Origin of the sequence: Streptomyces sp. NPDC050448 (assembly GCF_040655295.1) — a bacterium.
In the GTDB taxonomy this organism is placed as follows: Bacteria; Actinomycetota; Actinomycetes; order Streptomycetales; family Streptomycetaceae; genus Streptomyces.
The window spans coordinates 1-24,941 of record NZ_JBFAJR010000048.1; the positions used below are offsets into that span (position 1 = coordinate 1).

Annotated in this window: 22 protein-coding genes and 4 pseudogenes; 21 read left to right on the plus strand and 5 right to left on the minus strand. The window is 70.6% G+C overall.

Features of this window, described 5'->3' with window-relative positions:
* Window positions 1–93: pseudogene (locus AB0I68_RS35060) on the plus strand (ABC transporter ATP-binding protein); the annotation flags it as partial.
* Between the two features lie 144 nt (window positions 94–237).
* Here AB0I68_RS35060 and AB0I68_RS35065 read toward each other — a convergent pair.
* Window positions 238–453 carry a hypothetical protein gene (locus AB0I68_RS35065; RefSeq protein WP_363181447.1) on the minus strand — a complete coding sequence of 72 codons (216 nt, stop codon included), beginning with the start codon at window positions 451–453 and terminating at the stop codon, window positions 238–240.
* Between the two features lie 624 nt (window positions 454–1,077).
* Between AB0I68_RS35065 and AB0I68_RS35070 the strand changes: the two genes are divergently transcribed.
* The 3 genes from AB0I68_RS35070 (at window position 1,078) to AB0I68_RS35080 (ending at window position 6,524) form a co-directional block, all read left to right on the plus strand.
* The gene (locus tag AB0I68_RS35070) at window positions 1,078–2,469 is read left to right on the plus strand and encodes an NAD(P)/FAD-dependent oxidoreductase (protein ID WP_363181448.1); all 1,392 of its coding nucleotides are present in this window, start codon (window positions 1,078–1,080) and stop codon (window positions 2,467–2,469) included.
* Window positions 2,470–2,791: 322 nt separating this feature from the next.
* Complete coding sequence (locus AB0I68_RS35075) at window positions 2,792–4,438, plus strand: serine/threonine-protein kinase (protein WP_363181449.1); 1,647 nt, start codon at window positions 2,792–2,794, stop codon at window positions 4,436–4,438.
* Between the two features lie 442 nt (window positions 4,439–4,880).
* Window positions 4,881–6,524: a sigma-70 family RNA polymerase sigma factor gene (locus AB0I68_RS35080; protein ID WP_363181450.1), complete on the plus strand. Its 1,644-nt coding sequence runs from the start codon at window positions 4,881–4,883 to the stop codon at window positions 6,522–6,524.
* A gap of 245 nt (window positions 6,525–6,769) precedes the next feature.
* Here AB0I68_RS35080 and AB0I68_RS35085 read toward each other — a convergent pair whose 3' ends face one another.
* Window positions 6,770–6,961, minus strand: coding sequence for a hypothetical protein (locus tag AB0I68_RS35085; RefSeq protein WP_363181451.1), 192 nt, complete (start codon window positions 6,959–6,961; stop codon window positions 6,770–6,772).
* Between the two features lie 649 nt (window positions 6,962–7,610).
* Here AB0I68_RS35085 and AB0I68_RS35090 point away from each other — a divergent pair.
* The 14 genes and pseudogenes from AB0I68_RS35090 (at window position 7,611) to galE (ending at window position 20,650) form a co-directional block, all read left to right on the plus strand.
* A complete protein-coding gene (locus tag AB0I68_RS35090) occupies window positions 7,611–8,015 on the plus strand; it encodes a GFA family protein (RefSeq protein ID WP_363181452.1) in 405 nt (134 codons plus the stop codon).
* 195 nt (window positions 8,016–8,210) lie between these two features.
* Window positions 8,211–9,596: a phosphotransferase gene (locus AB0I68_RS35095; protein WP_363181453.1), complete on the plus strand. Its 1,386-nt coding sequence runs from the start codon at window positions 8,211–8,213 to the stop codon at window positions 9,594–9,596.
* A 48-nt stretch (window positions 9,597–9,644) separates the two neighbouring features.
* Window positions 9,645–10,124: a GNAT family N-acetyltransferase gene (locus tag AB0I68_RS35100; RefSeq protein WP_363181454.1), complete on the plus strand. Its 480-nt coding sequence runs from the start codon at window positions 9,645–9,647 to the stop codon at window positions 10,122–10,124.
* Window positions 10,121–10,624: an NUDIX hydrolase gene (locus AB0I68_RS35105; protein ID WP_363181455.1), complete on the plus strand. Its 504-nt coding sequence runs from the start codon at window positions 10,121–10,123 to the stop codon at window positions 10,622–10,624. The genes AB0I68_RS35100 and AB0I68_RS35105 overlap by 4 nt, the downstream gene beginning before the upstream one ends.
* Window positions 10,625–11,282 (plus strand): annotated as a pseudogene (locus tag AB0I68_RS35110) (M15 family metallopeptidase). It begins immediately after the preceding gene.
* 34 nt (window positions 11,283–11,316) lie between these two features.
* Window positions 11,317–13,692, plus strand: coding sequence for a methyltransferase, FxLD system (gene fxlM / locus AB0I68_RS35115; protein ID WP_363181456.1), 2,376 nt, complete (start codon window positions 11,317–11,319; stop codon window positions 13,690–13,692).
* Window positions 13,689–14,246: an AAA family ATPase gene (locus tag AB0I68_RS35120; RefSeq protein ID WP_363181457.1), complete on the plus strand. Its 558-nt coding sequence runs from the start codon at window positions 13,689–13,691 to the stop codon at window positions 14,244–14,246. The genes fxlM and AB0I68_RS35120 overlap by 4 nt, the downstream gene beginning before the upstream one ends.
* Before the next feature lie 30 nt (window positions 14,247–14,276).
* A pseudogene (locus tag AB0I68_RS35125) lies at window positions 14,277–14,540 on the plus strand (hypothetical protein); the annotation flags it as partial.
* Between the two features lie 101 nt (window positions 14,541–14,641).
* Window positions 14,642–15,223 (plus strand): hypothetical protein, encoded by a 582-nt coding sequence (locus tag AB0I68_RS35130; protein ID WP_363181487.1) that lies wholly within the window; start codon window positions 14,642–14,644, stop codon window positions 15,221–15,223.
* 21 nt (window positions 15,224–15,244) lie between these two features.
* Window positions 15,245–16,003 (plus strand): PIG-L family deacetylase, encoded by a 759-nt coding sequence (locus AB0I68_RS35135; protein ID WP_363181484.1) that lies wholly within the window; start codon window positions 15,245–15,247, stop codon window positions 16,001–16,003.
* 100 nt (window positions 16,004–16,103) lie between these two features.
* Window positions 16,104–16,997 (plus strand): carbon-nitrogen hydrolase family protein, encoded by an 894-nt coding sequence (locus AB0I68_RS35140; protein ID WP_363181458.1) that lies wholly within the window; start codon window positions 16,104–16,106, stop codon window positions 16,995–16,997.
* Between the two features lie 135 nt (window positions 16,998–17,132).
* Window positions 17,133–18,722 (plus strand): NUDIX hydrolase, encoded by a 1,590-nt coding sequence (locus AB0I68_RS35145; protein WP_363181459.1) that lies wholly within the window; start codon window positions 17,133–17,135, stop codon window positions 18,720–18,722.
* A gap of 216 nt (window positions 18,723–18,938) precedes the next feature.
* Window positions 18,939–19,328, plus strand: coding sequence for a hypothetical protein (locus AB0I68_RS35150; protein ID WP_363181460.1), 390 nt, complete (start codon window positions 18,939–18,941; stop codon window positions 19,326–19,328).
* 326 nt (window positions 19,329–19,654) lie between these two features.
* A complete protein-coding gene (gene galE, locus AB0I68_RS35155) occupies window positions 19,655–20,650 on the plus strand; it encodes a UDP-glucose 4-epimerase GalE (RefSeq protein ID WP_363181461.1) in 996 nt (331 codons plus the stop codon).
* A gap of 88 nt (window positions 20,651–20,738) precedes the next feature.
* On the opposite strand, the gene AB0I68_RS35160 is transcribed toward galE, so the two are convergent.
* From AB0I68_RS35160 to AB0I68_RS35170, 3 genes and pseudogenes are all read right to left on the minus strand, one after another.
* Window positions 20,739–21,269, minus strand: coding sequence for a hypothetical protein (locus AB0I68_RS35160; protein ID WP_363181462.1), 531 nt, complete (start codon window positions 21,267–21,269; stop codon window positions 20,739–20,741).
* A 150-nt stretch (window positions 21,270–21,419) separates the two neighbouring features.
* On the minus strand, window positions 21,420–21,644 hold the full coding sequence (locus AB0I68_RS35165) for a hypothetical protein (RefSeq protein ID WP_363181463.1): 225 nt from the start codon (window positions 21,642–21,644) through the stop codon (window positions 21,420–21,422).
* Between the two features lie 603 nt (window positions 21,645–22,247).
* Window positions 22,248–22,540, minus strand: a pseudogene (locus AB0I68_RS35170) (transposase); the annotation flags it as partial.
* 295 nt (window positions 22,541–22,835) lie between these two features.
* Between AB0I68_RS35170 and AB0I68_RS35175 the strand changes: the two are divergent.
* The 3 genes from AB0I68_RS35175 (at window position 22,836) to AB0I68_RS35185 (ending at window position 24,879) form a co-directional block, all read left to right on the plus strand.
* Window positions 22,836–23,453, plus strand: a complete 618-nt coding sequence (locus tag AB0I68_RS35175) for a hypothetical protein (RefSeq protein ID WP_363181464.1) — start codon at window positions 22,836–22,838, stop codon at window positions 23,451–23,453.
* 194 nt (window positions 23,454–23,647) lie between these two features.
* Window positions 23,648–24,136 carry a GNAT family N-acetyltransferase gene (locus AB0I68_RS35180; RefSeq protein ID WP_363181465.1) on the plus strand — a complete coding sequence of 163 codons (489 nt, stop codon included), beginning with the start codon at window positions 23,648–23,650 and terminating at the stop codon, window positions 24,134–24,136.
* The gene (locus tag AB0I68_RS35185) at window positions 24,133–24,879 is read left to right on the plus strand and encodes a hypothetical protein (protein ID WP_363181466.1); all 747 of its coding nucleotides are present in this window, start codon (window positions 24,133–24,135) and stop codon (window positions 24,877–24,879) included. Before AB0I68_RS35180 ends, AB0I68_RS35185 begins: the two co-directional genes overlap by 4 nt.
* The last annotated feature ends 62 nt before the right edge of the window (window positions 24,880–24,941 follow it).

Consider the following 24,941-nt stretch of genomic DNA (forward strand, 5'->3'; position numbering starts at 1 on the left):
CTCACCACCGGGCTCGACCCGCGAGCCCGCCGCGACACCTGGGAGCTGATCGAGGACGTCCGCCACAGCGGCGTCACCGTCCTCCTCGTCACGCAAGTCGGGGTGGCGCCTGCCGGGTGATGTTGCCGTGGGCAGCAGCAGTGCCGCAGCCTGCGCTCCCGGAACGCGGGCGGCCCAGCGACCGCGGTCTGCCACGCGCCCCGCCAGAAAGACTCGGGAGGACGGGCCGGGGCGTGGTCAGGCTGCCGCACCGTGCAGCAGGATCGACGTGATGAAGTCCGGGGCCTGGCGGGGGCCCATTTCGCCTTCGAGTGTCAGCTCCCATGCGGTCTCTGCCAGGCCGCAGAAGGTCGAGGCCAGCCAGGTGGCCGGCATGTCCTTGCGCAGCAGGCCGGCATCCTGGCCGCGCTTGATGAGCTTGACGGTCCGGGTGAAGATTTTCTCGGCCCGCATGCTGGCCTCGGCACACCCAGGACGTCGGGCTCGACGTAGACGAGGTTCCACAGCTGGGCGAACGGCGGGTAGTCGGCGACGAGCGAGGCCAGGACCTGCTCCATCGGGCGGGTGTCGGCCTCAGCTCGGGTCAGGGCCCGGTCGCAGTCGTCGAGGATCTTCCCGGCCATCGCCTGCACCAGGTCCTGGCGGGTGGGGAAGATGCGGACCAGGTCGCCCGGCTGATGCCCACGCCTCGGGCGATGACCTGCATCGAGGCCCCGCGGTCCCTGGCGAGGATCGGGATGGCCGCCTCCAAATACTTCCACCGCGTCGGTACGCATCGTCGCACCTAACCCCCAATGCCTCGTTTGACACATCGATGTATCAAAGTATCCTCTGCTGTATCGGCCTCATTGCAGTGAAGGGGCGGGTTGCTGCTGGTCGGCGCCCATATGGCGGAGGCCTGTTGGGACGGCGAGCGGTGCCCGCCAGGGTGCAGGAGGCCGTCCCGCACCACGGGGTACCCCTTGAAGCCCCCGCCGGCTTCCCCACCCACGGGCTGCCCGCCGAGTGCAACGGAGCGTTCGGCGGCAGGCTCGTATCAGCCTGTGTCAGATAGCAGATCGGTCAACAGCCATGACGATGTATCGCAGACGCTTCCTGCAGAGCGTGGGCCTGGGACTGCCCAGCCTCGCCCTGCTCTCCTCCCTCTCCGCCTGCGACGACAACGGTGATGAGACCGGGGCGGAGGACCCGTCCGGGCGCAAGAAGGTGATTGTCGTCGGCGCCGGGATCAGCGGGCTCGCCGCCGCCCGCTACCTGGCCGACAAGGGGCAGGACGTGTCGGTGCTCGAGGCACGCGACCGAATCGGGGGGCGCATCTGGACCAGCCAGAAGTGGTCCGGCGTGCCGCTCGATCTCGGCGCGTCCTGGATCCACGGGATCGACGGCAATCCGATCACCGATCTGGCCAAGAAGGCCGGCGCGAAGACGGTGGCGACCGACCTCGACAACGCCACCGAATATCTGGCCGGCGGCCAGGAAATCGAAGGTGCCCAGGCGCAGGCTTTCGCCCACTGGCGGGAGGCCACCGCCAACGCGCTGACCTCCTTCCAGAAGAAGGACGACGAGGACGCCTCGGTCCGCAGCGTCGTCCAGAACGCGCTGGGCTGGTCCAAGCTCTCGGACAGCGACAAGACCCTTGTCTCCTGGGCCCTGAACGACTACGAGCACGAGTACTCGGGCAGCGTCGATGAGATGTCGGGCCTGTACTTCGACGACGACGCCAAGATCAAGGGCAAGGACGTACTGTTCCCGGGCGGCTACGGCGCCGTCACCGATTACCTGGCCAAGGGGCTGTCCGTGCAGACCGGGCAGGTCGTCAAGCAGATCGACTGGAGCTCTGGCGGTGTGGCGGTCACCACCGGCAAGGGCACCTTCCGGGCCGACCACGTGGTGGTCACGCTGCCGCTGGGTGTCCTGCAGAGCGGGGCTGTCAAGTTCGGCCCCGGCCTGCCCCAGGACAAGCTCACCGCCGTCGGCAAACTCGGCATGGGTGTGCTCAACAAGTGCTACCTGCGCTTCCCCAAGGTGTTCTGGGCGAACACCGACTGGCTGGAGTACGTGCCGAACCTGAACAAGTACGGCCAGTGGGCGCAGTGGATCAACGTCGCCCGCCCCACCGGCCAGCCGGTGCTGCTCGGCTTCAACGCCGCCGACTTCGGCCGCACGATCGAGAGCTGGAGCGACACCCGGATCGTCGACAGCGCCATGAGCACCCTGAAGACCCTCTACGGCAGCGACATCCCCGCGCCGACGGACTACCAGATCACCCGCTGGGCCTCCGACCCGTACGCGCACGGCTCGTACTCGTTCACCAAGCTCGGCGCCACGTCCGACATGCGCGACCAGCTCGCGGCCACCGTGGACGGCCGGGTGCACTTCGCCGGCGAAGCGACGGACCGCAAGGACTACGCCACCGTCCACGGCGCCTACCGGTCGGGCCTCCGCGCGGCCAAGGAGATCGCCGGCTGAACCAGCCGACCCTGCGGGGACGGAACACCGGATCGTTCCCCCGCCGTGCAGGCGGCGGGGGAGCACGACCGGGGTTCGTCCACCAGGACCCGCGCCGGGGCGACCCCCGACGCCCGCGGGAGGGCAGCCCCCGTCGGTGCTTACCCCCGAACGCACCGGCGGGGCGTGCGGGCGGGCACCCCGCAGCCCGAACGAGCCCCCCTTGACCGGCTGCTACCCCGACGGCCATCACCGCTGGGGTCGGGCCCCGTTCGGCCGGTCGCGCTGGGGAAAGCCGCCGCACCGCGCCCCGTCTCCACCGCACGACCCGCTGGGAGCCAGCATGACCGCACCGCGCTTCGACACCCCCATGCCCTCGGCCTTCCAGGAACTCGCCCCGGACGACCCGAGCGAAGTCGGCGGCTACCGCCTCCGCGCGCGGCTCGGCGCGGGCGGCATGGGTCGCGTCTACCTCGCCCACACCCCCGGCGGACGCCCGGTCGCGCTCAAAGTGGTCCGGCCCGAACTCGCCGAGGACCCCGAGTTTCGCCACCGCTTCGCCCAGGAAGTCGCCAGCGCCCGCCGTATCCACGGCCTCTACACCGCCCAGGTCGTCGACTCCGGCACCGATGCCACCACCCCCTGGCTCGCCACCACGTACGTGCCCGGCCCCTCCCTCCAGCAGGTCGTCCACCGCCACGGCCCACTGCCCGAACGCACCGTCCTGCTCCTGCTCGCCGGCATCGCCGAGGCCCTGCAGGCCATCCACGCCGCGGGCGTCGTCCACCGCGACCTCAAGCCCGGCAACGTCCTCATCGCCGCCGACGGCCCCCGCGTCATCGACTTCGGCATCGCCCGCGCCGCCGACGCCAGCCCGCTCACCGGGACCGGCCTGCGCATCGGCTCGCCCGGCTTCATGGCCCCCGAACAGGCCCTCGGACTGCCCGCCACGGCGGCCACCGACGTCTTCGCCCTGGGCGCCCTCATCGCCTGCACAGGCTCCGGCATGCCCCCCTTCGGCGACGGCCCCGAGCCCATCTCCCTCTACCGGGCGGTCCACGAGGAACCCGACCTCTCCCACCTTCCGTACGGCCTGCACGAGCTGGTCCGGTACTGCTTGGCCAAGAACCCCGAGGACCGGCCCGGCACGGCCTGGCTGATCGAGGCCGCCCGCCGTCATCCCGCCACCGGCGGCGAACTCCGCTTCTCCGACGGCTGGCTGCCCCAGCAGGTCGGCAGCGAACTCCACCGCCACACCGACCTGCCGACCACGCCGGCCCCGCCCGCCACCGTCCTTGACCCGGCCCCGGCCCCGGTTCCGGCTGACGTCCCGACCGCCCGTGCCATGCCCGCCCCGGCACCCACTCGCCCGGAGCCTGCCCCCACCACCGGACGAAGAGCGGCAACCACCACACGCCGAAGCGCCCGCACCGCGCTCCTGACGACCGCAGCCCTCCTCACCGGCGCCGCGGCGGCAGCCTTCCTCCTGCTCAACGCCGACTACCTCGACGACCCCGGCGACCCCGGCGACCAGGACACCACCGCCACCAGCCTCCCCTCGTCCACCGGTACGACGCCCACCCCGTCCTCCGCATCCTCGCGGCCGACCACGACCCCCGACTACACCGTCCCCTACACCAACCTCGAACTCACCTCCCCCGACTCCGACTACGAGATCGACCTCAGGACCGGGAAGGTGAGCCGGGAAACCCCCGCCTGGTACCTGGGCCGCGAGACCGGCGAGTTCTACATCCCCGACGACAGCACCGCCTACATCCCACCGGCCGGCACCCCCACCCTCCCCGACTGCCTCAAGGGCCTCGACACCCAGCCCACCTCCGCCCTGCCCTTCACCACCCTGCGCGCGGGCCGCAGCTTCTGCGTCCGGGCCTACGGCGGCCGGGACATCGCCATCATCCGCATCCTCAATAACCCTTCCGACGACGGCCCGGTCAAGCTCTCCGTCACCTACTACCACCGCACCACCTGACCCACCCGCCCCTCTGAAAGGGCACCTGAACGAGAACCGCCTGGGACCGTACCGGCACCGGCGAGTGCCACCTGACCACGAGCGGCCGGATCGGCCTGACCGCACCGCCGGGGTGATCGCCGCCAGGCCGTGATTTCAACGGCTCGACCTCGCGTCGTGGCACGTCACGGCAGCGTCGACCAGCCCAGCCCCGGTCGCCTGCGGAGGTTCATCCAAGCGTAGGTCGCCACCAGAGGCCATCACGACGCTCCGCGCGACCCGAGCCCCGGCCCGGCCGACCACGAGCCGCCCGATCAAACCCAGCTCCGACGCCGATCGCCCACCGCATCGGCAGCCACGCCCACCAAGGATCCATGCATCCGCGATTTCTGTTACCCAACCGCACGTCGCAGGGTCTCCGATCACGTACGGCAAAACCAGAAGTGATCGAGGGAGCATGGAGATGACACGCACAGTGGTGGACGCGGAGCTGGTCGCGGCGGCTCGGGACGGATCGCAGGAGGCGCTGGACGAACTGGTGGGCCAGTACCTGCCGCTCGTCTACAACATCGTCGGCCGGGCTCTGCCGAGAAGCTCGGACGTGGACGACGTCGTGCAGGAAACGATGCTGCGCGTCGTCCGGGGCCTGTCCGGACTTCGGGACGAGCACGCGTTCCGGTCCTGGCTGGCCGCAGTGACGATGAACCAGATCCGCAGGCACCGCCAGTCGCGCCCCGCTCCGCCGGGTGCCCTGAACGAACTCGCGGACGTGGCCGACCCGGGTGCGGACTTCGCGGATCTGACGCTGACCGAGCTGGGCCTGTCCGGGCAACGGCGGGAGACCGTCGAGGCGACCCGATGGCTGGACGAGGACGACCGGGAGCTGCTCTCGCTGTGGTGGTTGGTCGCCACGGGTCATCTGACACGGGCCGAGCTGGTGGCCGCGATCGGCCTGGACTCCCACCACGTGACGGTCCGCGTGGGCCGGATGAAGGCACAGCTCGACACCGCGCGCGTGCTGGTGCGCGCGGTGGCCGTGGTTCCCCGCTGCGCCGAACTGGCCCAGATCATGCAGCCCTGGGACGGCCGCCCGGGCACGCTGTGGCGCAAGCGGCTGGCCCGGCACGCACGCGGGTGCCGGTACTGCGGCAGCCTGGGCGCGGATCTGGTCCCGGCGGAGCGCCTGCTGGTGAATCTCGCCTTGGTCCCGCTGCCGTTCGGCCACCAGGCGTTCGTCCTCGCGGGCTCTGCGGGGAGCGCCACCCCCACGGCGGCTGCGTCGATACGCACCGGGCCGGTGTCTCATCGACGTGTCCGCGCTCACGGGCAGGGGGGAAGGCCCCGGTTCGGGCCGTTCACCGGCAAGCCGCTGCTGGCGGCGGCCACGCTCGTGGTCACCGCCGCGGCAGCGGTGGGCGCTGGGACGCTGGCTCTGGGCCCCGACGGCGGGACCCCGACGGGGGGCCGGCAGCCCGTCCCCGCGGCGGCGGGCGCCGACAACAGCGTCCATGCGTCCTCCGCCGAGACGGCGACCGCGTCAGCGCCAACATCCTCGCCGAGCGTGACCGGCAAGCCCTCCCCCGCCAGCCCCACCGCGGCACCCACGCACGCGGCGAACCCGCCCACACCCAGCCCCACCGCCGCCCCCGCGCACACGGACCCGCCCGCCCTCAGTCCCGAAGCGGCGGCCGCGGCGCAGGTCTTCGCCGTCATCAACCAGGCCCGCGCGGCCCAGAGCCTGCCCCCACTCCAGCTCAGCACCGGCCTGGAGGCGAGCGCTGGTGCGCACAACCAGACCATGGCCGCGGGCTGTGGCCTGCAGCACCAGTGTCCGGGCGAGGCCGGGCTCAGTGACCGGTATACCGCGGCCGGCGTCAACAAGTGGGCAGGCGGGGGCGAGAACATCGGCACTGGCGGGCCCGTCGCGAACACCGCGGCCGGCATCACCAACATGGCTGCCGGCCTGACCAAGGGGATGCTCGCCGAACAACCACCCAACGACGGCCACCGCCAGACCATCCTCAATCCGGGTTTCCACCACATCGGCATCGCGGTGGTGCGCGACAGGTCGGGCGTTGTCTGGCTGACCCAGGACTTCTCCGGCTGACACTGCGCCAGGGCGTGCCGGGCGGGTCGGCCGGTGGCCATGGTGTGGCCGGCCGTCACTCACAGGCCCTCGCGCGGGATGCTGATCGCGCCTCGTAGTGATCATCCGGGTCGCGTTCGAGAAGGACAGACGGCACTGGCGGACAAAGCCTTCAGGGCCCTCGGCGGGGTGGCTGCTCATTCACAGGAACATCCCAACTCCCCTCAGGGAAGCCCATTTTACGCCGCGATCCGGCCATGCCAGGCTCAGGCGGACAGCAGCGGCACGTTGGTGAAGCGGCCTGCGGGGGTGCGGTGCAGGCAGCCCCGGCCCGCCAGGCGCTTGAGCTTGTCGCGCACCGGCTCGACCTGCCGGGCGTGGTGCCCCTGCCGAGTTCGATGGTCGGCGGGCAACGCGCTCGTGTCCATGCCCTGTTCCCGGTGAGGGACGAGCAGCATCCCGCCCGCCCCAGGCGCTGGTGACCCGTTCCAACTCGGCGGCCATCTCCAGGTCGTCGGTGTGCCCGGCGCGCGGAGCGTCGGCGAACTGCCCGAACACCACCTCAGCCGTCGCCAGTCGCGCGACTTGGGCATCGAGATCGGCGAGCTCCTTGCGCGGCTTCAGCGCGGTCGGCCTGGCGACTTCGCGTCCTCGGCCGCCGTCGGCCTGCTGTGGACACTGCTGAGCCCCCCGGGCATTCGCCTACGCCGCCGCGTGCGTGGACCGGCGCCTCCGCCCTGGCAATGTACGTGCTGCACTCAAGGCGGTAGAAGTCCGGCAAGCCGTCTGACCAAGGCCCTTGACGGAAGCCCGGCAGGAACTCATCGGTGAGCGAGAGCAACGGCACCCCGTTTCCACGGCCGAGACATGCGCCGGGACGGCCCCGCACGCGTGCCCTTTCAGTAGACCCTGTTGGCCATTCATCGCCCTTGCCTTCGAGTGATCCCAGCGCGCCGTCGAGGGGACTGATCGACCTACACCACTTTGGAGTGAACCGCTCCGCCGACACGTCCGCGTGCAACCTGTCTCATTTCACTGCGGGTACGCGAGGCCACCGAGATCCTTGAAGAGCCCTACCGCTCCGCACGTATCAAAAGGAGTTGCCCCATGACCACGCCGTCCACCACCACAACTCGTACGGGGCGCTGTCAGTGCCGGGAGATCCAGTTCGAGGTCTCCGGAGACGCTGACTACGTCCATACCTGCAGCTGTGAGCACTGTCAGGACCTGTCCGGTGGCCCGATGATGTCCTGGGTCTCCTTTCCCCTGGACAGTCTGAAGTGGACCGGTGCGAGGGGCGAGCCGGCCTGGCACTACACCTGGCCGGACTCCCGCCGGGGCTTCTGTCCGAAGTGCGGGAGCCAGCTGTGCGCGCTGGATGACGGCGCGGACAGCATCGCGATCACGCTGTCGGCGCTGGGTAACCCCGCCGATCTGGTCCCGGTCAACCAGAGCTGCCGCGACTCCGCAGTGCCGTGGCTCGCCCAGGTTCCCGACACCCGCCCCAGCTGACGCACGGGCCCGGGCACGAAAGACGCCGCCCTCGCCGCTGCCTCCACGCTGGACGCCGCGCACCCTGCCGATCGGAGACATGTTGACCATGTTCGACTCGTTGGCCGCCGAGTATCGGCAGCACGCCCAGGACGGCGTGCTGTACGAGGAGTGCCTCTTCACCGTGCTCCTCGCCCGCCGGGCCGGAGCCGAGCGGTGAGCGGCGGTGTGCGGCACACCGTGCCGATCGACGTCCACCTCATCCTGCGAAGGGAGGGTGCGGACGGCCCGGAGGTACTGCTGTCGCGGCGTGCCGGACCCGTCTACGCGAGCGGGCTCTACCACTGCCCGTCGGGGCATCTCGATCCCGGCGAGGACATTGTCACGGCGGTGATCAGGGAGGCGCGGGAGGAGACCGGTGTCGTCATCGACGCGCAGGACGTCACCGTGGCCGTCACGGTCCATCACCGTCCGCCGGTCGGCGCGGGCTCCAGGATCGGGGTGTTCTTCGAGGTCCGGCGATGGTCTGGAACACCTCGGATCATGGAGCCGGACCTGTGCGACGCGATGGACTGGTTTCCGCTGGAGGGCGGGCTCCCTGAGCAGGTGGTGGCATACTGCCGGGCCGGCCTGGACGCCTACCGCGCCCATCTGCCGGCCGCCGTGCACTTCCAGGAGCCCGACGACCCCATCCACCACGCTCCCGACCGTCCCGAGCGAACCCTCCTCCTGCCCGGCCCGCCCACCGGCGGGCCTGGACTGCCGTACGGGTTACGGGTGTTCGCGGAGAAGGCGGTGGGCCGGATCGCGGACGTCCGGGAGGTGTCCTGGGTGCGGACCGGAAGCAGGGTTTGGCAGGTCACCGGGGCTGGCGGCGGCACCTGGTACCTCAAGCGGCACCGTGGTCCGAAGTTCCACGCCCGTGAAGTCGCCGCTCTGAGAACATGGACGCCCGAGCTCGGCGCGCACGCCCCGCGCCTCATCGCGGCAGATCCCGGCGCGCTGGCCGTCGTCATCACCGCACTCGCTGGACTGCCCGTGCACGGCATGGTCATGGACCCGGCCGACGAAGCACAGCTCCAGTACGGGTTGGGAGCCCTGGCGGCCCTCCTGCACCACGCCGCCCCCGCACACCCCGCCGGGCCGTTGCCCTCGCTGGGCAAGCTGGATCGGCATCTGAAGTCGGCCGCCCCGCATCTGGCCGATGGTGACGAAGACCTGGTCCGCGCCCTGGCCCGCATGTACAACGTTCTCCCTCACGTGGCCGCTGTGCCCACGCATGGAGATCTGCAGTACCGCAACGTCCTGCTGACCGGGAGCGGCGAGGTGCAGCTGCTGGACTTCGAACGTGCCGAGTACGCCGCCGCCACCCGCGACCTGGTGCGCCTGAGCGACACCTGGACCGGCCGGGACGACCTGAGGACTGCCTTCCTCCGGGGGTACGGCAGGGGTCTCACACCCGAAGACGAGCTCCGCCTGGACTGCGAGGCGGCCTTCGACGCCGTATCCGGGATCGCCTACGGCATGTCGCACCAGGACCCCGAGGTCACCGAGCGCGGACACCGCACCCTGTTGCGCCTCCACGCCGCCCACCGCCCGTAGTTACCGGTTTTGCCCTACCGTCCCCCGCTCTTGAGGAAGGAGCACGGCATGTCCCAGGCCCGCATGGCCACCCCCGCCGACGCCGGCGAGATCGCCCGGCTGCGCTCGGAGCTGATCTTGTCCGAACCCCTCGACGAGACCTGGCTGAAGGTCTGCGCCGACCAGCTCACCACTCGCCTCCAGCCAGCAGGCGACGCCCGCGCGTACGTGGTCGATGCCCCGGGAGGGCGCCTGGCCACGTGCGCGCTCGGACTCATCCACCCGGTCCTGCCCGCCCCGAAGTACCCCAAGGGCTTGGCGGTGCGCATTCACGCGGTGGCGACCGAGCCCGCCCACCGGCGACACGGTTACGCGCGCGCCGCCTTGGCCGCGCTGCTGGCCCATCTGGAACGCGACGGGGTCACCCTGTACGAGTTGTACGCGAGCGAGGGCTCCGCCCCGCTCTACGAAGGACTCGGCTTCTCGAGCGATCCGGCGCTGATGAGGATGACCCGGTTCCCCGCCCTGACGGACGGGAGCACCTCGTGAGCCAGACGTGGCTGCCGCCGGAGGAGTTCGCTGCGAAGCTCCCCAAGGCCACCGTTTTCGGGGCGATCTTCTTCACCGACGAAGCCGACCGTCCCGTCCACCTCCACGCCACCTACACCACCACCCACCCGTGGCAGTGGCCCGGCGGAATCTCGGAGGCCGGCGAGCGGCCGTGGCAGACAGCGGTCCGCGAATGCCGGGAGGAGACCGGGCTGTGCATGCCTGGGCCGCCGCGTCTTCTCGCGGCCGTCTTCGGGCTGCCCGGCGCCGCATGGCCATTGAACACCGTGGGCTTCGTCTTCGACGGTGGCCGGCTCACGGCGGCGCAGCTCGAAGGGATCGTGCTCGATCCGGCCGAGCACGACGAGGTGCGGGCTCTGCCGGTAGCCGGCTGGGAGCCGCTCATGCCCGGACGGGACTACGCGCGCCTCCACGCAGTGATGGCGGCCCGGGAGTCGGGCGTGCCCGTGTACTTCGACGCGTGGGACTGGGAGGCGTAAATGAGCATCGTGCTGATGTCCGACCCGAAGGTGGCCGCGATCCCCGTGGCCGACAACGGGGATCGGCTGACCGACATCCGCGCCGACGGGCATTTTCCTGGTCGACGGGCGCCGCTGCGATGCGGCGGGCGCTTTCGCCCTGCTCCGGTCCGGCGTCGCGGACCGTCTCCTGCACGCCCAGGAGCTACTGCCGGACGGGCTGCACCTCCTGATCGTCGAGGGGTACCGGCCGCCGGACCTGCAGAAGCAGTACTTCCGGCAGTACACGGACCAGCTCCGCGCGGCCTACCCGGCCTGGACCGAGGAAGAGCTCCGGGCCGGGGCGAGCCGGTACGTGTCTCCGCCGGAGATCGCCCCGCACAGCGCGGGCGCGGCCGTCGACCTGACCCTCGTCGACGCGGACGGCACCGAGCTGGACATGGGCACCCGCGTCAACGCGACCCCCGAGGAGAGCGCGGGCGCCTGCTACACGCTCGCCGAGAACATCACACCTCAGGCCCGGCTCAACCGCACCGTCCTCAGCGGCGCCCTCACCACTGCGGGTTTCGTGAACTATGCGACGGAATGGTGGCATTTCAGCTTCGGAGACCGGTACTGGGCTCTGATGTCGGGCCGTCCGGCCGCCCTGTACGGGCCGACCGTCCCGCACCCGGCCTGACGTCCTGAACACCCACTGAAGGAGCACCCCGCCCATGAGCAACCCGCCCACCATGCAGGCATGGCACGACCACTACGACCGCGGCCGTGACTTCAAGCCGCTGACCGACGACGAGAAAGCCGTCCTCCAACAGCACCTGCCGCTCCCCGAGGACGACGATGGCGCCCGGGCACTGGATGTGGCCTGCGGGACCGGCGAGGTGGCCCGCCTGCTGGCCGCAGCCGGGTACCGGGTCGACGCGGTGGACTGGGCCGACGCCGCCCTCGACCGCGCCGAAGCCACGAAGGCGGACGCGATCAGCTATCACCGGCTCGACGTCACCGGCGGTGACCTCGCCTCCCTCGCCCCTGAGGGCGGCGGATACCGGGTCATCAGCATGCGCCGGGTCTTGGCCCACCTGCCCGACCGGACTCGCACCGTCGCCGAGCTCGCCGCCCTCCTCGACCCCGACGGCACCCTGTGCGTGATCACCCCGCACGCCGACCGGTACCCGGCGAAGCTGCGCGGGATCTGTCTGGACGACGCCGAGATCGACTTGCTGTGCGACGCCTGGGAACACGCCGAGCACATTGAGGCTGGCGAGTCCACGGTCCTGCTGCTGCGCGGCCCGAAGGCCGGGGCCGTCGTCTACGGGGAGAAGCGGACACCGAAGCCGGTCGCGATGGCGGGTGTCGCGGTCGTTGTCACCAACGCCCGGGGGCAGCTTCTCCTGGGCTGGAACAAGGCGCGCACCATGTGGGAGCTGCCGGCCGGGAAAGTCGAGCCGGGAGAGCCCTTCCAGGTCACGGCGGTTCGGGAGCTGGAGGAGGAGTCCGGGCTCGTGGCCCGTGCGGATGCGGTGTTGCTGCTGGGCACCCTGTGCGACGCCACGGTCGGGGGGTTCACCCGCGTCACCGAGGTCGCCCGGATCACCGACTTCACCGGCGAGCCGACGGTGCGGGAGCCCGACCTGTCCCGATGGGAGTGGCACAACCTGTCCGACCTGCGGAGCCTGCCGCAACCGCTGTTCACGGCCAGCGCCCAGGCCGTGAACGTCGCCTGGCCCGGGCTGCTGCCCAACGTCCCGGCCGCGCACCACACCCCCCGGCCCGCCGGAGACATTGCGCTCGGGTTCGGGGAGCCGCCGAGCGCCCTTCGGCTGCGCGAGCAGCGCGTACGCGATTTGGTCGACGCCAGATGGGCCGACACCGAGGAACTCCGGCGGGCTTTCGCGGCTGTGCCCCGGCACGCCTTCCTGCCCGAGCAGCCCCTTCACCGGGCGTACGCGAACGAGGCCGTGGCGACTGTCTTCGACGAGGCGACGGGCCGGTCGATGAGCTCGGTGTCCCAGCCCGAGATGCAGGCTGTCATGCTCCGTGAGGCCGGTCTGCGGCCTGGTGACCGGGTCCTGGAGATCGGGGGTGGCGGCTACAACGCGTGCCTGATCGCCGAACTCGTCGGCCCGACCGGGTCGGTGCTCTGCGTGGAGATCGACCCCTACGTGCACGCCCGCACCGTACGGTTCCTGGCCGAGACCGGATACGGGGACCGCGTCCGGGCCATCCTCGGCGACGGGACCCGCGGAGCCCCTGGCCCGGTCGTACCGGCTGGAGGCTTCGACGCGATCCTCGTGACCGTCGGCTCCAACGACATCCCGGTGGCGTGGCGCGACCAGCTCGCCGAAGGCCGAAGCCTGGTGGTGCCGTTGCGGATCGGCGGGTTCACCCGTGCCGTCGGGCTCCGCAAGCAAGCCGGCACGCTGACTTCGTCCTGGGTCAGTGTCTGTGGTTTCGTTTCGATGCAGGGTGACGGCCGGTGGGATGAGACGCCGGACCCGATCGGCGAGAGCGGCTACGGGATCCGCTGGGAGGACACCGCCCCGGCCCCCCTCGACGGCCTGGAGCGGGCCCTCACCGCTGCGGGGACCGACGTGTGGACCGGGGTAACCGTCGTCGAGAACGAGTCCTTTGAACACCTCCAGCTGTGGCTGGCGACTTCTGTGCCCGGGTTCTGCCGCCTGACGGGAGACCGTGAGCAGCCCGGCCCGGTCCAGTTGCCGAAGAGCATGGACGCCATGGCGATGGTGTCCGGCGGGTCCCTGGCCTGTGTGGTGGGCGAGCGCCTCGAACAGCAGGAGGAGCACGGCGGGACGCCCACGTGGGAGTTCCGCGTCCAGGGATTCGGACCTGACGGAAAGACCGCCGCCGACACGATGGCCGATGCCGTCCGTGCGTGGGACCGGAACCTGCGCGGACGCGCCGCCCCCGCGCTGACCGTCCTGCCCGCGGACACGCCCGACAGCTTCCTCCCCGACGGCGATGTCATCGAGAAGCGGTGGGTGCGCATCGTGACCAGCTGGCCCGGGCGTGACGGCGCCGCCAGGCGAGGCGTTGGGCAGGGTGCGGCAGAGGAAGGGGCCATCACACGGTGATCATCTGGGTCAACGGGGCGTCCGGCGCCGGGAAGTCGACGTTGGCCGCCGGGCTTCGTGCGGCGCTGAGCGGATCGGTCGTGACGAACCCTGAGGACGTCGGCACGCTCCTTCGTCAGAGCCTGGCCGGCCACCCCCGCAGGATGCGCGACTACCAGGACTATCCCGCCTGGCGGCGCCTGAGCGTCCAGTTCATCGCCGAGGTCCACCAGCTCACCAAGGGCCCCGTCATCGTCCCGATGTCCGTCCTCGACCAGACCTACGTGAGGGAGATGTTCGGGCCTCTCGCCGAGCTGGGGACTCCCTTCCACCATGTGGTGCTCCACGCCAGCCCTGATCCGCTCGAAGCCCGGATCGCAGCCAGCTGGGAGTACCCGGGCGATAGGGAGCGCAGCGAGGCTGTCCGTGCCCACCGGCGACGGCGTGCCACCGACTACCAAGAGGCCGCGGCCACTTGGCTTCCCGGCACCGCGTCGCAGGTCATCGACACCAGCCACCTCACCTCCGAGCAGACCCTCCAGGCCGTACTCACCCGCCTCCCGCTTTCTCCCTGACCCGTCGTGACCAGACCGGAGATCCGCACCGTGACCAGCCCTGTAACCTCCCGTACTGTCCGGCTCGGGACCCGCCCGAGCCCCATGGCGATGGAGCAGACCGGCCGCTTCGCCGACGCCTTCCGCACCCGTCACCCCGGCATCACCCTGGACGTCCATCAGATCGTCAGTGAGGGTGACGCGCACCGCGGGCCTCTCTCCGAGATCGGCGGGAAGGGTGCTTTCACCCGCCGGGGTGACGCGTACCTCCTGGACGGCCGTGTCAACGCGACCATCGCCTGCGCCAAGGACCTCCCCGGCGCACACGACCGGGCCCCGGGGCGGCAGGCCGGCTCTGGGACGGCGCAGCGGCCGCGGACGCCCAGCTGCCACGCGCCATCCCCCGGCCACGGATCGTGGACGTTCTGGAGTGGACGGCGGGCGATCACCGCTACCGCGCGGAGCTGTCCGAGCTCGTCCCCGGGCCGGTCATCCAATCCGGAGGGCCCGTCCTCACCCAAGACCCCGTCCTGCCGCAGGTGTGGTGGACTGAACTGAGCGCCGCTCTGGCTGCCATGGCGTCCGTGCCCACCGAGCGGCAGGCCGTCCGGCAGCAGTGGGTCGACAAGAACTTCGCCGTCTATCTCGGCATCCCGCCCGTGCAGGTCACCGCGTGGACCACCGGCCACGGGGATCTCCATTGGGCGAACCTACGTGGCGAAAATCTGGTCATTCTGGACTGGGAGTCCTGGGGGCGACTGCCCGTCGGATATGACGCTGGCCTCCTCCACGCCTACAGCCTCGCCCAGCCAGCCACGGCCGCCCGGATCCGCCACGAGTTCGCCCACGTCCTGGACACGGCCGCCGGACGGACCGGTGAACTCGTCGCGCTCGCCCAGCTCCTCCAGGTCGCCGGTCGCGGCGGCCACCCGGACCTCGCTCCCCGCTTCGCCCGCCGGGCCGAGCATCTCACCGGCACCCCCGTCCCCGTACCGTGACCGCACCTGGAGATCGCCGTGCTGCCCAGCCTGCTTGCCGTCTTCGCCCACCCGGACGACGAGTGCCTCCTCGCCGGGGGCGTCCTCGCCCAGCATCACGCCGCCGGGGCCCGCACGGCGGTGGTCACCGCCACCTGGTCCCCCGACAGCCGGCGAGCGTCCGAACTCGCGGACGCCCTGGCCGTCCTGGGCGCCGGCACCCCGCGCCTGCTCGGCTACAACGACGCCCGCAACGCCGAGGCCGCCCCGGGCCAGCCCCGGCTCGTCGACGCTCCCCTCGACGAAGCAGTCGGCCGCCTCGTCGCCCACATCCGGGACTTCCGACCCGACATCGTCGTCGGACACGACGCCCTCGGCCAGCTGACCGGCCACCCCGACCACGTACGCACGCACCAGATCACCCTGCTCGCCGTCGAAGCCGCCGGCCTCGCCCACCTGCATCCCGAAGCGGGCGCCCCGTGGCAGCCGGCCGCGGTGTACGCCGCCACGCACCCCGAGTCCGGCGTCGGCCTGCTCCGCCCACTCCTCGAAGGGGTGGGCAAGGCCGTCCTCGCGGTGCCGGACACGTACGTGACCACCAGCGTCGACGTCACCCCCTGGGCCGACGTGAAGTGGGCCGCCATCCTCGCGCACCGCGGCGAGGTCGCACGCGAACGGCCCCTGCCCAGCATCCTCGCCCGCCTGCCCGAAGCCGACCGCACCCAGATCATCCAGACCGAGCACTTCACCCGCCTCACCCCCGGCCCCACAAAGGGCGCCCCAGCCCAGCTGACCATCTGACACCCCGGCCCCGTCCGACCACCCCTTCACCGCCCACGAGCAAGCACTCACCGATCGGAGAGAGATGACGACAACTTCTGCATCCGACGAACGTCCCCGTGTGGCCAGGACATTGCGGCTGGCGGTCGCGCAGAGCACGGTCCCGGAAGACCCCACTGATCGAGGCGCGCTGCGGGCAGCCGGACAGGAGATCCGGGCCCTGATGGTCGAGGCCGCCGAGGCCGGTGCGCGGTTGGTGCAGTTCCCCGAGGGAGCGGTCACCTACCCGAGCAAGCACGTGATGGTGGCAGGCCCGGCCGGCGAGCTGGTGCCGGCTGACTGGAGCCGTGCCGCGTGGGATGTCCTGCGCGAGGAAGCGGAGTCGATCACTGCGCTGGCGGGAGAGCTCGGCGTGTGGACGGTGTTCGGGTCGATCCACCCCCTCACACCGCCGAACCGGCCGCACAACAGCCTCTACGTCGTCTCCGACCACGGGCAACTGGTCGCACGGTACGACAAGCGACTCCTCTCACACACCGAGGTGTCCTTCCTGTACTCCCCCGGACACCAGCCGCTTGTCATCGAGGTGGACGGCATCCGGTTCGGCTTCGCGCTGTGCATCGAAGCCAACTTCCCGGAGATCTTCGCCGAGTACGAACGCCTGGACGTCGACTGCGTCCTGCTGTCGGTGATGGTCGACGACGCGCCCCAGGCCCGTGTCGCTCAGTCCTACGGAACGCTCTACAACTACTGGATCGGCTACTCCATCCCGGCCCAGTTCAGCGCTACAGCGCCGTCCGGGATCGTGGCGCCCGGCGGCCGGTGGCTGGCGCGCTGCCCCGCAAACGGACATCCCGCCCTGGCGATCGCGGACATCGACCTCGACTCGCAGGACGAAGACATCACCATGGCCGTTCGCCGCGCCCGCCCCTGGAGGCGCTCTGCCCGAGCCGGACTCTACGACGAACGGACGCCCGTGGGAGACCCCCGGAGCGACGTCCGCACAGCGTTCTGACACTGCCTTACTGCCCGATTCGCCGGCCCGGACGGAAGACCGGCCACGAAACTGCGGCGCAGCTCGCGCTTCGCCGACAACCCCGGCCGTCCCCTGCAGCAGCCCGGCCCCACGACATGACCGGAGAGAGAAGCGATGACGACGACTTCCGCACCCGACGAACCTCCCAGCGTGGCGATGACCGAGGAGGCGTACGGGGTGCTGCGCGCCTCGCACGCCCTGTGGGCCGGCACCTCCGTGCTGATCACCAACCAGCGTGGTCAGGTCTTGCTTCAGCGTGTGACCTACCGGCCCACCCGGCTGCTGCCCGGCGGCGCCGTCGACAAGGGCGAGTCCCCCGCGCAGGGCGCCACCCGTGAGATGGAGGAGGAGCTCGGCGTCACGGCGACCGTCACCCGCGGGCTGGCCGTCGACTGGGTCTCCCCCGCCGGCCGCGCCACGCCCCCCGCCATGAAGTTCCCCGGAGAGTTCCTGCACGTCTTCGACGGCGGCGTCTGGGGCGAAGATCAGATCGCGGCGATCCGGCCCCGCCCGGGCGAGATCGACGGCATCAACTTCGTCGAGCCCGCTGAGCTGCCCGCTCTGATGTCTCCCGGCGACGCCCGACGGGCCCTGTCCGCGCTCCGCGCCCGCATCAACGGCGGCGGCCCCGCGTTCCTGGAGGACGGGCTCCCCATCGCCCCCACCGTCCTTGACCGAGTCGGCGTCCTGCGTACCGCCCGAGCCTGCCACCACTTCCCCTTCCACCCCGTCCCCGTCCCCGCCGGCCTCACGGTCCGCCAGTCCTGGGTCTGGGCCTTCGCCCCGGACGGGCGCGTCCTGGTGCTCCTCGAACCGGACACCGGCGCAGCGTGCCTGCCCGGCGGCACACCGGAGCCCGGGGACCGCGCAGACCCCGAGACCACGTTGATCCGGGAAGCGCGTGAGGAGGCCGCCGCCGAGCTGGCCGGCACCTGGTACCTCGGATACCTGTCCGATCCCGGCGAACCCTGCGCGCGCGTCCGCTACGCCGCCGCGCTCACGAGCCTCGGCCCGGCCCCTGTCGATCCGGCCACCGGGCGCACCTACGTCCGCATCCTGGCGACCCCGGAGCAGGCCCTAGACCCTAGAACTCTTCGGCTGGGGGCCACCTGCGGCCGAGCAGCTCCAGGCGGCCCACCAGGCCCGCAGCCTCCTCGGCATTCCCCAGGCCGGTCGCCAGCCCGTCACCGAACTCAGCAGCCCCACCGCCTGGTGACTCAGCACCACGCCCGAAGCGACCCAGTCGCGTCGAGGAACCCCATCGATACGGGCGTCGTGATCTTCCCTGACCTGGCCAGGAACAGCTGGCCGAACAACCGCCTCATCAGAAGAAAGAGACGCAGTATGCCGCGCACCATACGCTTCACGCCTCTCATCGCCCAGATACGAAGGCCCCGCTCCACCAGCACCCTCGACCAGGTGCACGAGGCCACGACCCCGCTCGGCAGCTCGGCCTGCCGCCGTGCACAGAACCGGAGGGCCTCACGACCACGGTCCGGATCGTCTCCTACAACACGCTATTCGGCGCCCGCGATGACGACGGCCTCGGCGACGACTCCCGGTGGCGTGCGGCCGCGCCGTTCCTCAAATCCCTTGACGCCGACCTGTGGCGGATGCTCCAGACGGGCCCGCGCGCGTCGAGTCGGGCGTTGGCCCAGCCGAGCACGTGGTGGTACTTGTTCTGCTCGGCACCCTGCCCGGTGACGCTCCACCGCGGCCCGGCCAGCAGGGCGGTGTGGAATCGATGGCCGGCGGTGGTGACGTTCGCCTCGGCCAGATACGCCGAGGTCATGCCCAGCTGTTCGCGGGCCTGGTGCAGGCGCCGACCACCGAGTAGGTCCCAGAAGTTACATTCCTGCAACGCGTACAGGTTTCTCGTCTCCGCAGGCACCCCTTGGACCACACCACCAGGAGGAACCAGTGTCATACCCGCAACGGCTCACCCCCGAGGAGAAGCTCGCCGACGCGAAGAAGCTGTTGAGCCTCCCGCGTATCGTCGTGATCTGCGGCTCCACCCGCTTCATGACCGAGATGAACGAGGCCGATCTGCGGGAGACCAAAGCCGGAAAGATTGTCGTCAAACCGGGCTGTGACATGAAGTCGCCGCACGAACTTTGGTCCGATCCCGTCGAGGCCGAGGCGCTGAAGGTTCGACTCGACGATCTGCACCGGGCAAAGATCCGGCTCGCTGATGAGGTGCTCGTAGTCGGCGACTACATCGGAGACAGCACCCGAGCCGAAATCGCCTACGCCCGGTCGCTGGGCAAGCCCGTGCGGTTCACGCACCCCGAAGTCGACCCTGACGCCTGACCGCCCGCTGCCACCTCGACAACCAGGGCCGCCAGCCCGCCGCCTGACCGTCTCGCGGTGGCTTCGGCCGCCGCCCACCTCACACCCTCCGCAGGCATCCCTTGGAATTGATCACCTAGAAGACTGATGAAGATCTTGTTGGGGGGCTGTCCGGCCGTGGGCCGGGCGGCCCCTGGATCTATGTGGTGGTGGGGGTGAGTACTGATTCTGGCAGGCGTCGGCACCGCCGGCTTGCGCACCCAGATTGTTGCCCACCCGCGCACGGATTCTCCGCTAGCCTGCTGCCGGTCGCCTACTGGGCCGTCGAGGTCGGGAAGAGTTGCATCGTGACGACTGTCCTTATCGCCGGAGGAGCCGGCTACATCGGAAGCACCGTCGCTTCGGCCTGCCTGGATGCGGGGATCACCCCGGTGATCCTCGACAACCTCGTTCGGGGCCGCCGCGAGTTCACCGAGGGGCGGACCTTCTTCGAGGGCGACATCGCGGACGGCGCACTGGTCGACCGGATTTTCTCGGAGCACCCGGACATCTCCGCTGTGGTGCACTGCGCCGCCCTGATCGTCGTCCCGGAGTCCGTCGCGGACCCGATCGGCTACTACGAGGCGAACGTCAGCAAGAGCCTGTCCTTCGTCAACCACCTGCACCGCAACGGCTGCGACCGCATCGTCTTCAGCTCCTCGGCCTCCATTTACCAGGCGGAGGACGGCTCTCCCGTCAACGAGGACTCGACGCTCGCGCCGCAGAGCCCCTACGCGCGGACCAAGGCCGTGTGCGAGGAGATGTTCGCCGACATCGCCGTGGCCGGACCGCGGGTGCTGTCGCTGCGGTACTTCAACCCGGTCGGCGCCGACCCCCAGCTGCGCACCGGGCTCCAGCTCAAGCGCCCCAGCCACGCTCTCGGCGTGCTCATCCAGGCCCACCAGGAAGGCCGGCCGTTCCCGATCACCGGGACGAACTACCCGACGCGCGACGGCACCGGCATCCGCGACTACGTGCACGTGTGGGACCTCGCCGCAGCCCACGTCGCGGCGATCCAGCGCTTCGACTCCATCCTCACGGACACCAAGCGCTCGACCTCGATCAATCTGGGCACGGGCAACGGCACCACCGTCCGAGAACTGTGCGATGCCTTCAACGCGGTCGTCAGCACGCCGCTGGCCACGGTCGACGCCGACCCGCGCCCGGGTGACGTGGCCGGCGGCTACACCAAGAGCGACCGCGCGGCCGAGCTCCTGGGGTGGACCCCCCAGCTGTCGCTGGAGGAGGGGATCCGGTCCGCCCTGGACTGGATCCCTGTCCGCGACGAGCGACTGAAGGACTGACAGCCCACGCTCCCGCCTTCACCCCTCCCGTGCACTGGGGCCCGGGTGAAGGCGGGATTCGAGGGCCAGTAGATGCCGCATCACGGGGTCAAGCCACGGCGCTCCAACGGTGTTCCGCCGGGGCGTTCCTGTAGGCGTGGTGGGGGATGTCGAGGCGCTGGAGAAGTTGACGGCCGGCTGTCCAGTCGGCCTCCAGGGTGCCGATGCCTCCGAGCGCGATACGGCGGGCACCCGCGCAGCTCTCGCCGTGACGGCGCAGGTTCGAGGGCACGTCGTACTCGTCCAGCCGGGCAGCTTCCCCAACGAGTTCGACGAGCTGCGGGTGGGGTGGCCGCTCGCTGAGGAGCGAGGGATCCCAGACGCTGGCGGCCGCGAAGACGGCAGGGTGCCGGGCGATCAGGTTGAGGGCGGCGAGGAGGGTGGGCACGACCACCTGGGTGAGGTGGCTCTCCTGCTGCTGGTTGGCGCGGCTTGAGTGGTTGACCAGCCACGGCGATGCACTGAACGTCGGTGCGGCGAAGAGGGTTCCTTCGCGCAGGGTCGCGGGGAGGCGCCTGATCTCCTCCAGGCCGCTGCCGTACTTGGTGCCGTCGTGCTTCTCGACGGGCAGGACAAGCACGATCCGGCGGACCGGCCCGTGGGGCCGGAGCAGGGTGACCGCGGTGCGCCCGGTTCCTGGAACGGGCTTTCCACCGGGATCCTGGTCGCAGGTAGCGGATCGGCCTCGGCCGCCGTCGGAGTGCGTTGGCCGGTCGGCATGGGGCGTTCGTCAGGTGCGGAGGGTGGCGACGGCATCTTCGTAGGTCCTCCAGTTGTCGCAGCTGAAGCGCATCTCGGTGGTCAGGAGCGGATGCGCGGTGATGTTGGCTCCGGCGTGAATCCAGCGCTGGATCGCGTCGATGAGATAGAGCTCGCCGTTCGGGCGCCGGGGGCAGGCGCGGAGGGCCTCGAAGGCGAACGGGCCGAGGACCGAGCGCGCTGCGCAGGCGAACACCCATCGGGCGTCGGTCAGGTCGAGAGCAGGACTTCTCCTTGCCTCCGCCGGCCGCGACCACGACGATGTCGCCGGGCTGCGCGAGGTCGATCGCCGCGCGGCGGACGGTGATGCCCGGGCCGAGGGCGGTGATGGCGCTGCCGCACAGCACAAGGCCGGGGGTCAGCAGGCGCAGGCAGTACGACAGGGCGCCCGTCTTGCCCAGGGCGTCCACGATCGAGGCAACGGGGAGCTGGGACAGGGCGGCGATCTCGTCGGGGGTGGGGCGGTCGATTTCGGTGCGGATCTCGCGTGCGGACATGGGACAGCCTTCCGTCAGGAGGAACGGTTGATGTTGGATAGTTCGCGCAGCGGCGCGAGGTCTTGGGCCATGAGGTCAGCGAGTGAGGCCCCGGCCGCGCTGGGGGCGCTGCCGGTGGAGAGCGCGGCACGGGTGGTCCGGCACACCAGGTGGGCGACGGACTGCACCAGGGCCGCGAACGCGAAGTCGTCCGTGGGCGGGGGCTGGAGCCGCTCGGAGTGCGGCTGGGCCGGGCCGTTGCGGTGGAGAACGAACAGCCGGACGTCTGCCTCGGCGGCCGCGCGGATCGCCTCTACGCCGCCGCCCGGCGCAGGATCTCCCGCTCGAGCTCCCACTCCTTCTCCGCCTTGCGCAGCCGGCCGTTCTCCGCAGGCAGCCGGGCCAGTTCCTCATCCCGGCTCTCTCCGGTCTCATCACCGCGGCCGTGTCCACGGCCCACGTGCTCGTCAGCCTGGCGCACCCAGCTCCGCAGCGTCTCGCCGGTCACCCCGACATCCACCGCGACCGCCGCATACGTACGCTTCCCGCCCGCCGCGCGGTACAACGCGACGGCATCGTTCCTGAACTCCACCGGATACGGAGACTTCCGTCCCACCAGGACACCTTCCCTCGGATCTGCGAGATCCATTGTCAGAGTGTCCACACCTCCGGGGGCACCTCACGGGGCCGCGTCCCCGGATCACGCACTGGACCGGTCACTGGCCGGACCAGCTGAAGGCCGCAGCCCGCGAACAATGGGTGAGCGTGTTGGCGGCGGTTCGGGCCTTCTACCTCGACATCGCCAAATGGGCTCTTGAGGATCCGAGCTGGGCGGCCTGGGCAGTACCAAGCCCGGTCCGCCGGTCCGACACCGGCGGTTTCACCAAGGTGAAGAAGAAGGCCGGGCCAAGATGCACCAGCGTGTCCGCGAACGGCTGCCCCGCCTTCCTGAACTCGTCGACACCACCGAGGGGCACCACGCTGAACAGCAACATCTGCTGACGGCAGCCGAAGCTACTCCGGTCGGTGAGACGTTCGAACAAGAAGGCCGTCAGTACCGGCGCATCGATCGGAAGGACGACGAGACCCGGAAGAGATTTCACTACCGGCCCACCATCGTGCTCGTCCAAGACCTCGCCACCGGCGAGCAACTCGACCTCACCCGCAGCGAGGACGAGGCGTTTGGGGCCTGGCGGCCATCGAGACGCTCAGGCACACCGGGATCCGCCTCGAAGAACTCCTGGAACTTACCCCCCTGGCTCTGGTGTCTCACCAGCTCCCCAACACCCGCGAGGTCGTTCCTCTTTTGCAGATCGTGCCCTCCAAGAGCAACGAGGAACGGCCTGCTCGTCAGCCCCGAGCTGGCCAGCGTCCTGGCCACCATCATCAGCCGGCTCCGCGGCGACAACGAAGGCGTCGTCCCCTTGGTCGCACGCTACGACCCGCACGAACTGGTGACCGGCCCGGTACTGCCGCACCTATTCCAACGCTCCGCACCACCAACCCACCTGACTCAAGCCGACGGTTGAATCGGGCTGGCGCCCTACCCACGGGCGTCACCGTGCTGCCCCGGGACACCCCGAACCTCGCCGACGCCTGGTCCCAGTCGCGAGTGCAAGCCCTTCCGGCTGACGTCGGGGCCGGCCCGAAACCCCTTGGACGGCGCGGGGACCGGCTTGCTGAAATGGGAAACGGCCGCTGTTGGAGTCGAAGGGATGCCGCGATGACCGAGATCAGGCTGCACCTTTCGGTGCGCGGCCTCACCGACGCGGACCTGCCGTCCTGCGGCTGGGCCGGCTCCCCCAAGCACGTGCGCGAGCTCGTCCACCAGATACGCCGCGCCGAGGCGGGCGAGATCGACTACCTGGCGGTGTGCACGCCGGTCGGGCTCCCGGTGGCGGTCGGCGGCATCGACTACACGGTCAAGCCCGGCGCCGGCACGCTCTGGCAACTCGGTGTCCACCCGGCCCTGCAGTCCTGCGGGATCGGCACGCTGTTGATCCGCTCCGCCGAGCAGCGGATCGTCGCCCGGGGCCTGACCCGCGCCGAACTCGGCGTCGAGGACAGCAACCCGCGCGCCCGCGCCCTCTACGAACGCCTGGGCTACCGGGCCTTCGGCCGCGAGCTCGACTCCTGGGACGTGGAGGCCGAGGACGGCTCGCTCCAGCGGCACGAGACGATGTGCACGCTGATGCGCAAGGACCTGGCGTGACGCTGGATTTCGAGGCGTTCGTCGCCGATGCGACGACCGACCCGGCCGTCGTCGGGCTCGTCCTCAAGGGCTCCCGGGCCCACGACGGCATGACCACCCGTCACTCCGACCACGACCTCTACGTCATCCTCGCCGACGACGCGATGAGCGAGCTGGCCGCGCTCGACGGCTACCGCTCCGCGCGGCTCGACCTGGTCGTCACCACCCTCGAACGGTTCCGCCGGCCCGCCGACTGGGAGCGGTACGCCATCGCCCGCTCCCGGGTGCTGGTCGACCGCCACAACGGGGAGATCACCCGGATCGTCGCCACGATGGGACGGCTCGGCGCCGAGGAGGCCTTCCGGTCCGCCGCCGCCCTGCTGGACGCCTACGCCAACTCGCTCTACCGCTCGGTCAAGAACCACCGCGACGGCAATCCGCTCGCCGGCCACCTCGACGCGGCCGCCAGCGTCGGATTCCTGCTCGACCTGCTCTTCGCCCTGGACCGCCGACCGCGCCCCTACAACAAGTACCTGGCCTGGGAGCTGGACCGATTCCCACTGCCCGGCTGGGAAAGCGCCGCGCTGCTGGACACCGTCGCCCGGATCACCGCGGCCGGCGAAGTGGCACCGCAGCAGCGGCTCTTCACCCAGGTCGAGGCCGCTGCCCGGGCCGCCGGCCACGCAGCGGTGCTGGACGCCTGGGGCGAGGACCTGCTACTGATGCGGCCACACCCGGACGCCCCGGCCCACCAGCCCTCCTGACCCAGCCAACAGTCGAATCGGGCAAAAACGGCTCAGAATGTGTTACAAGATTCACTTGGGGC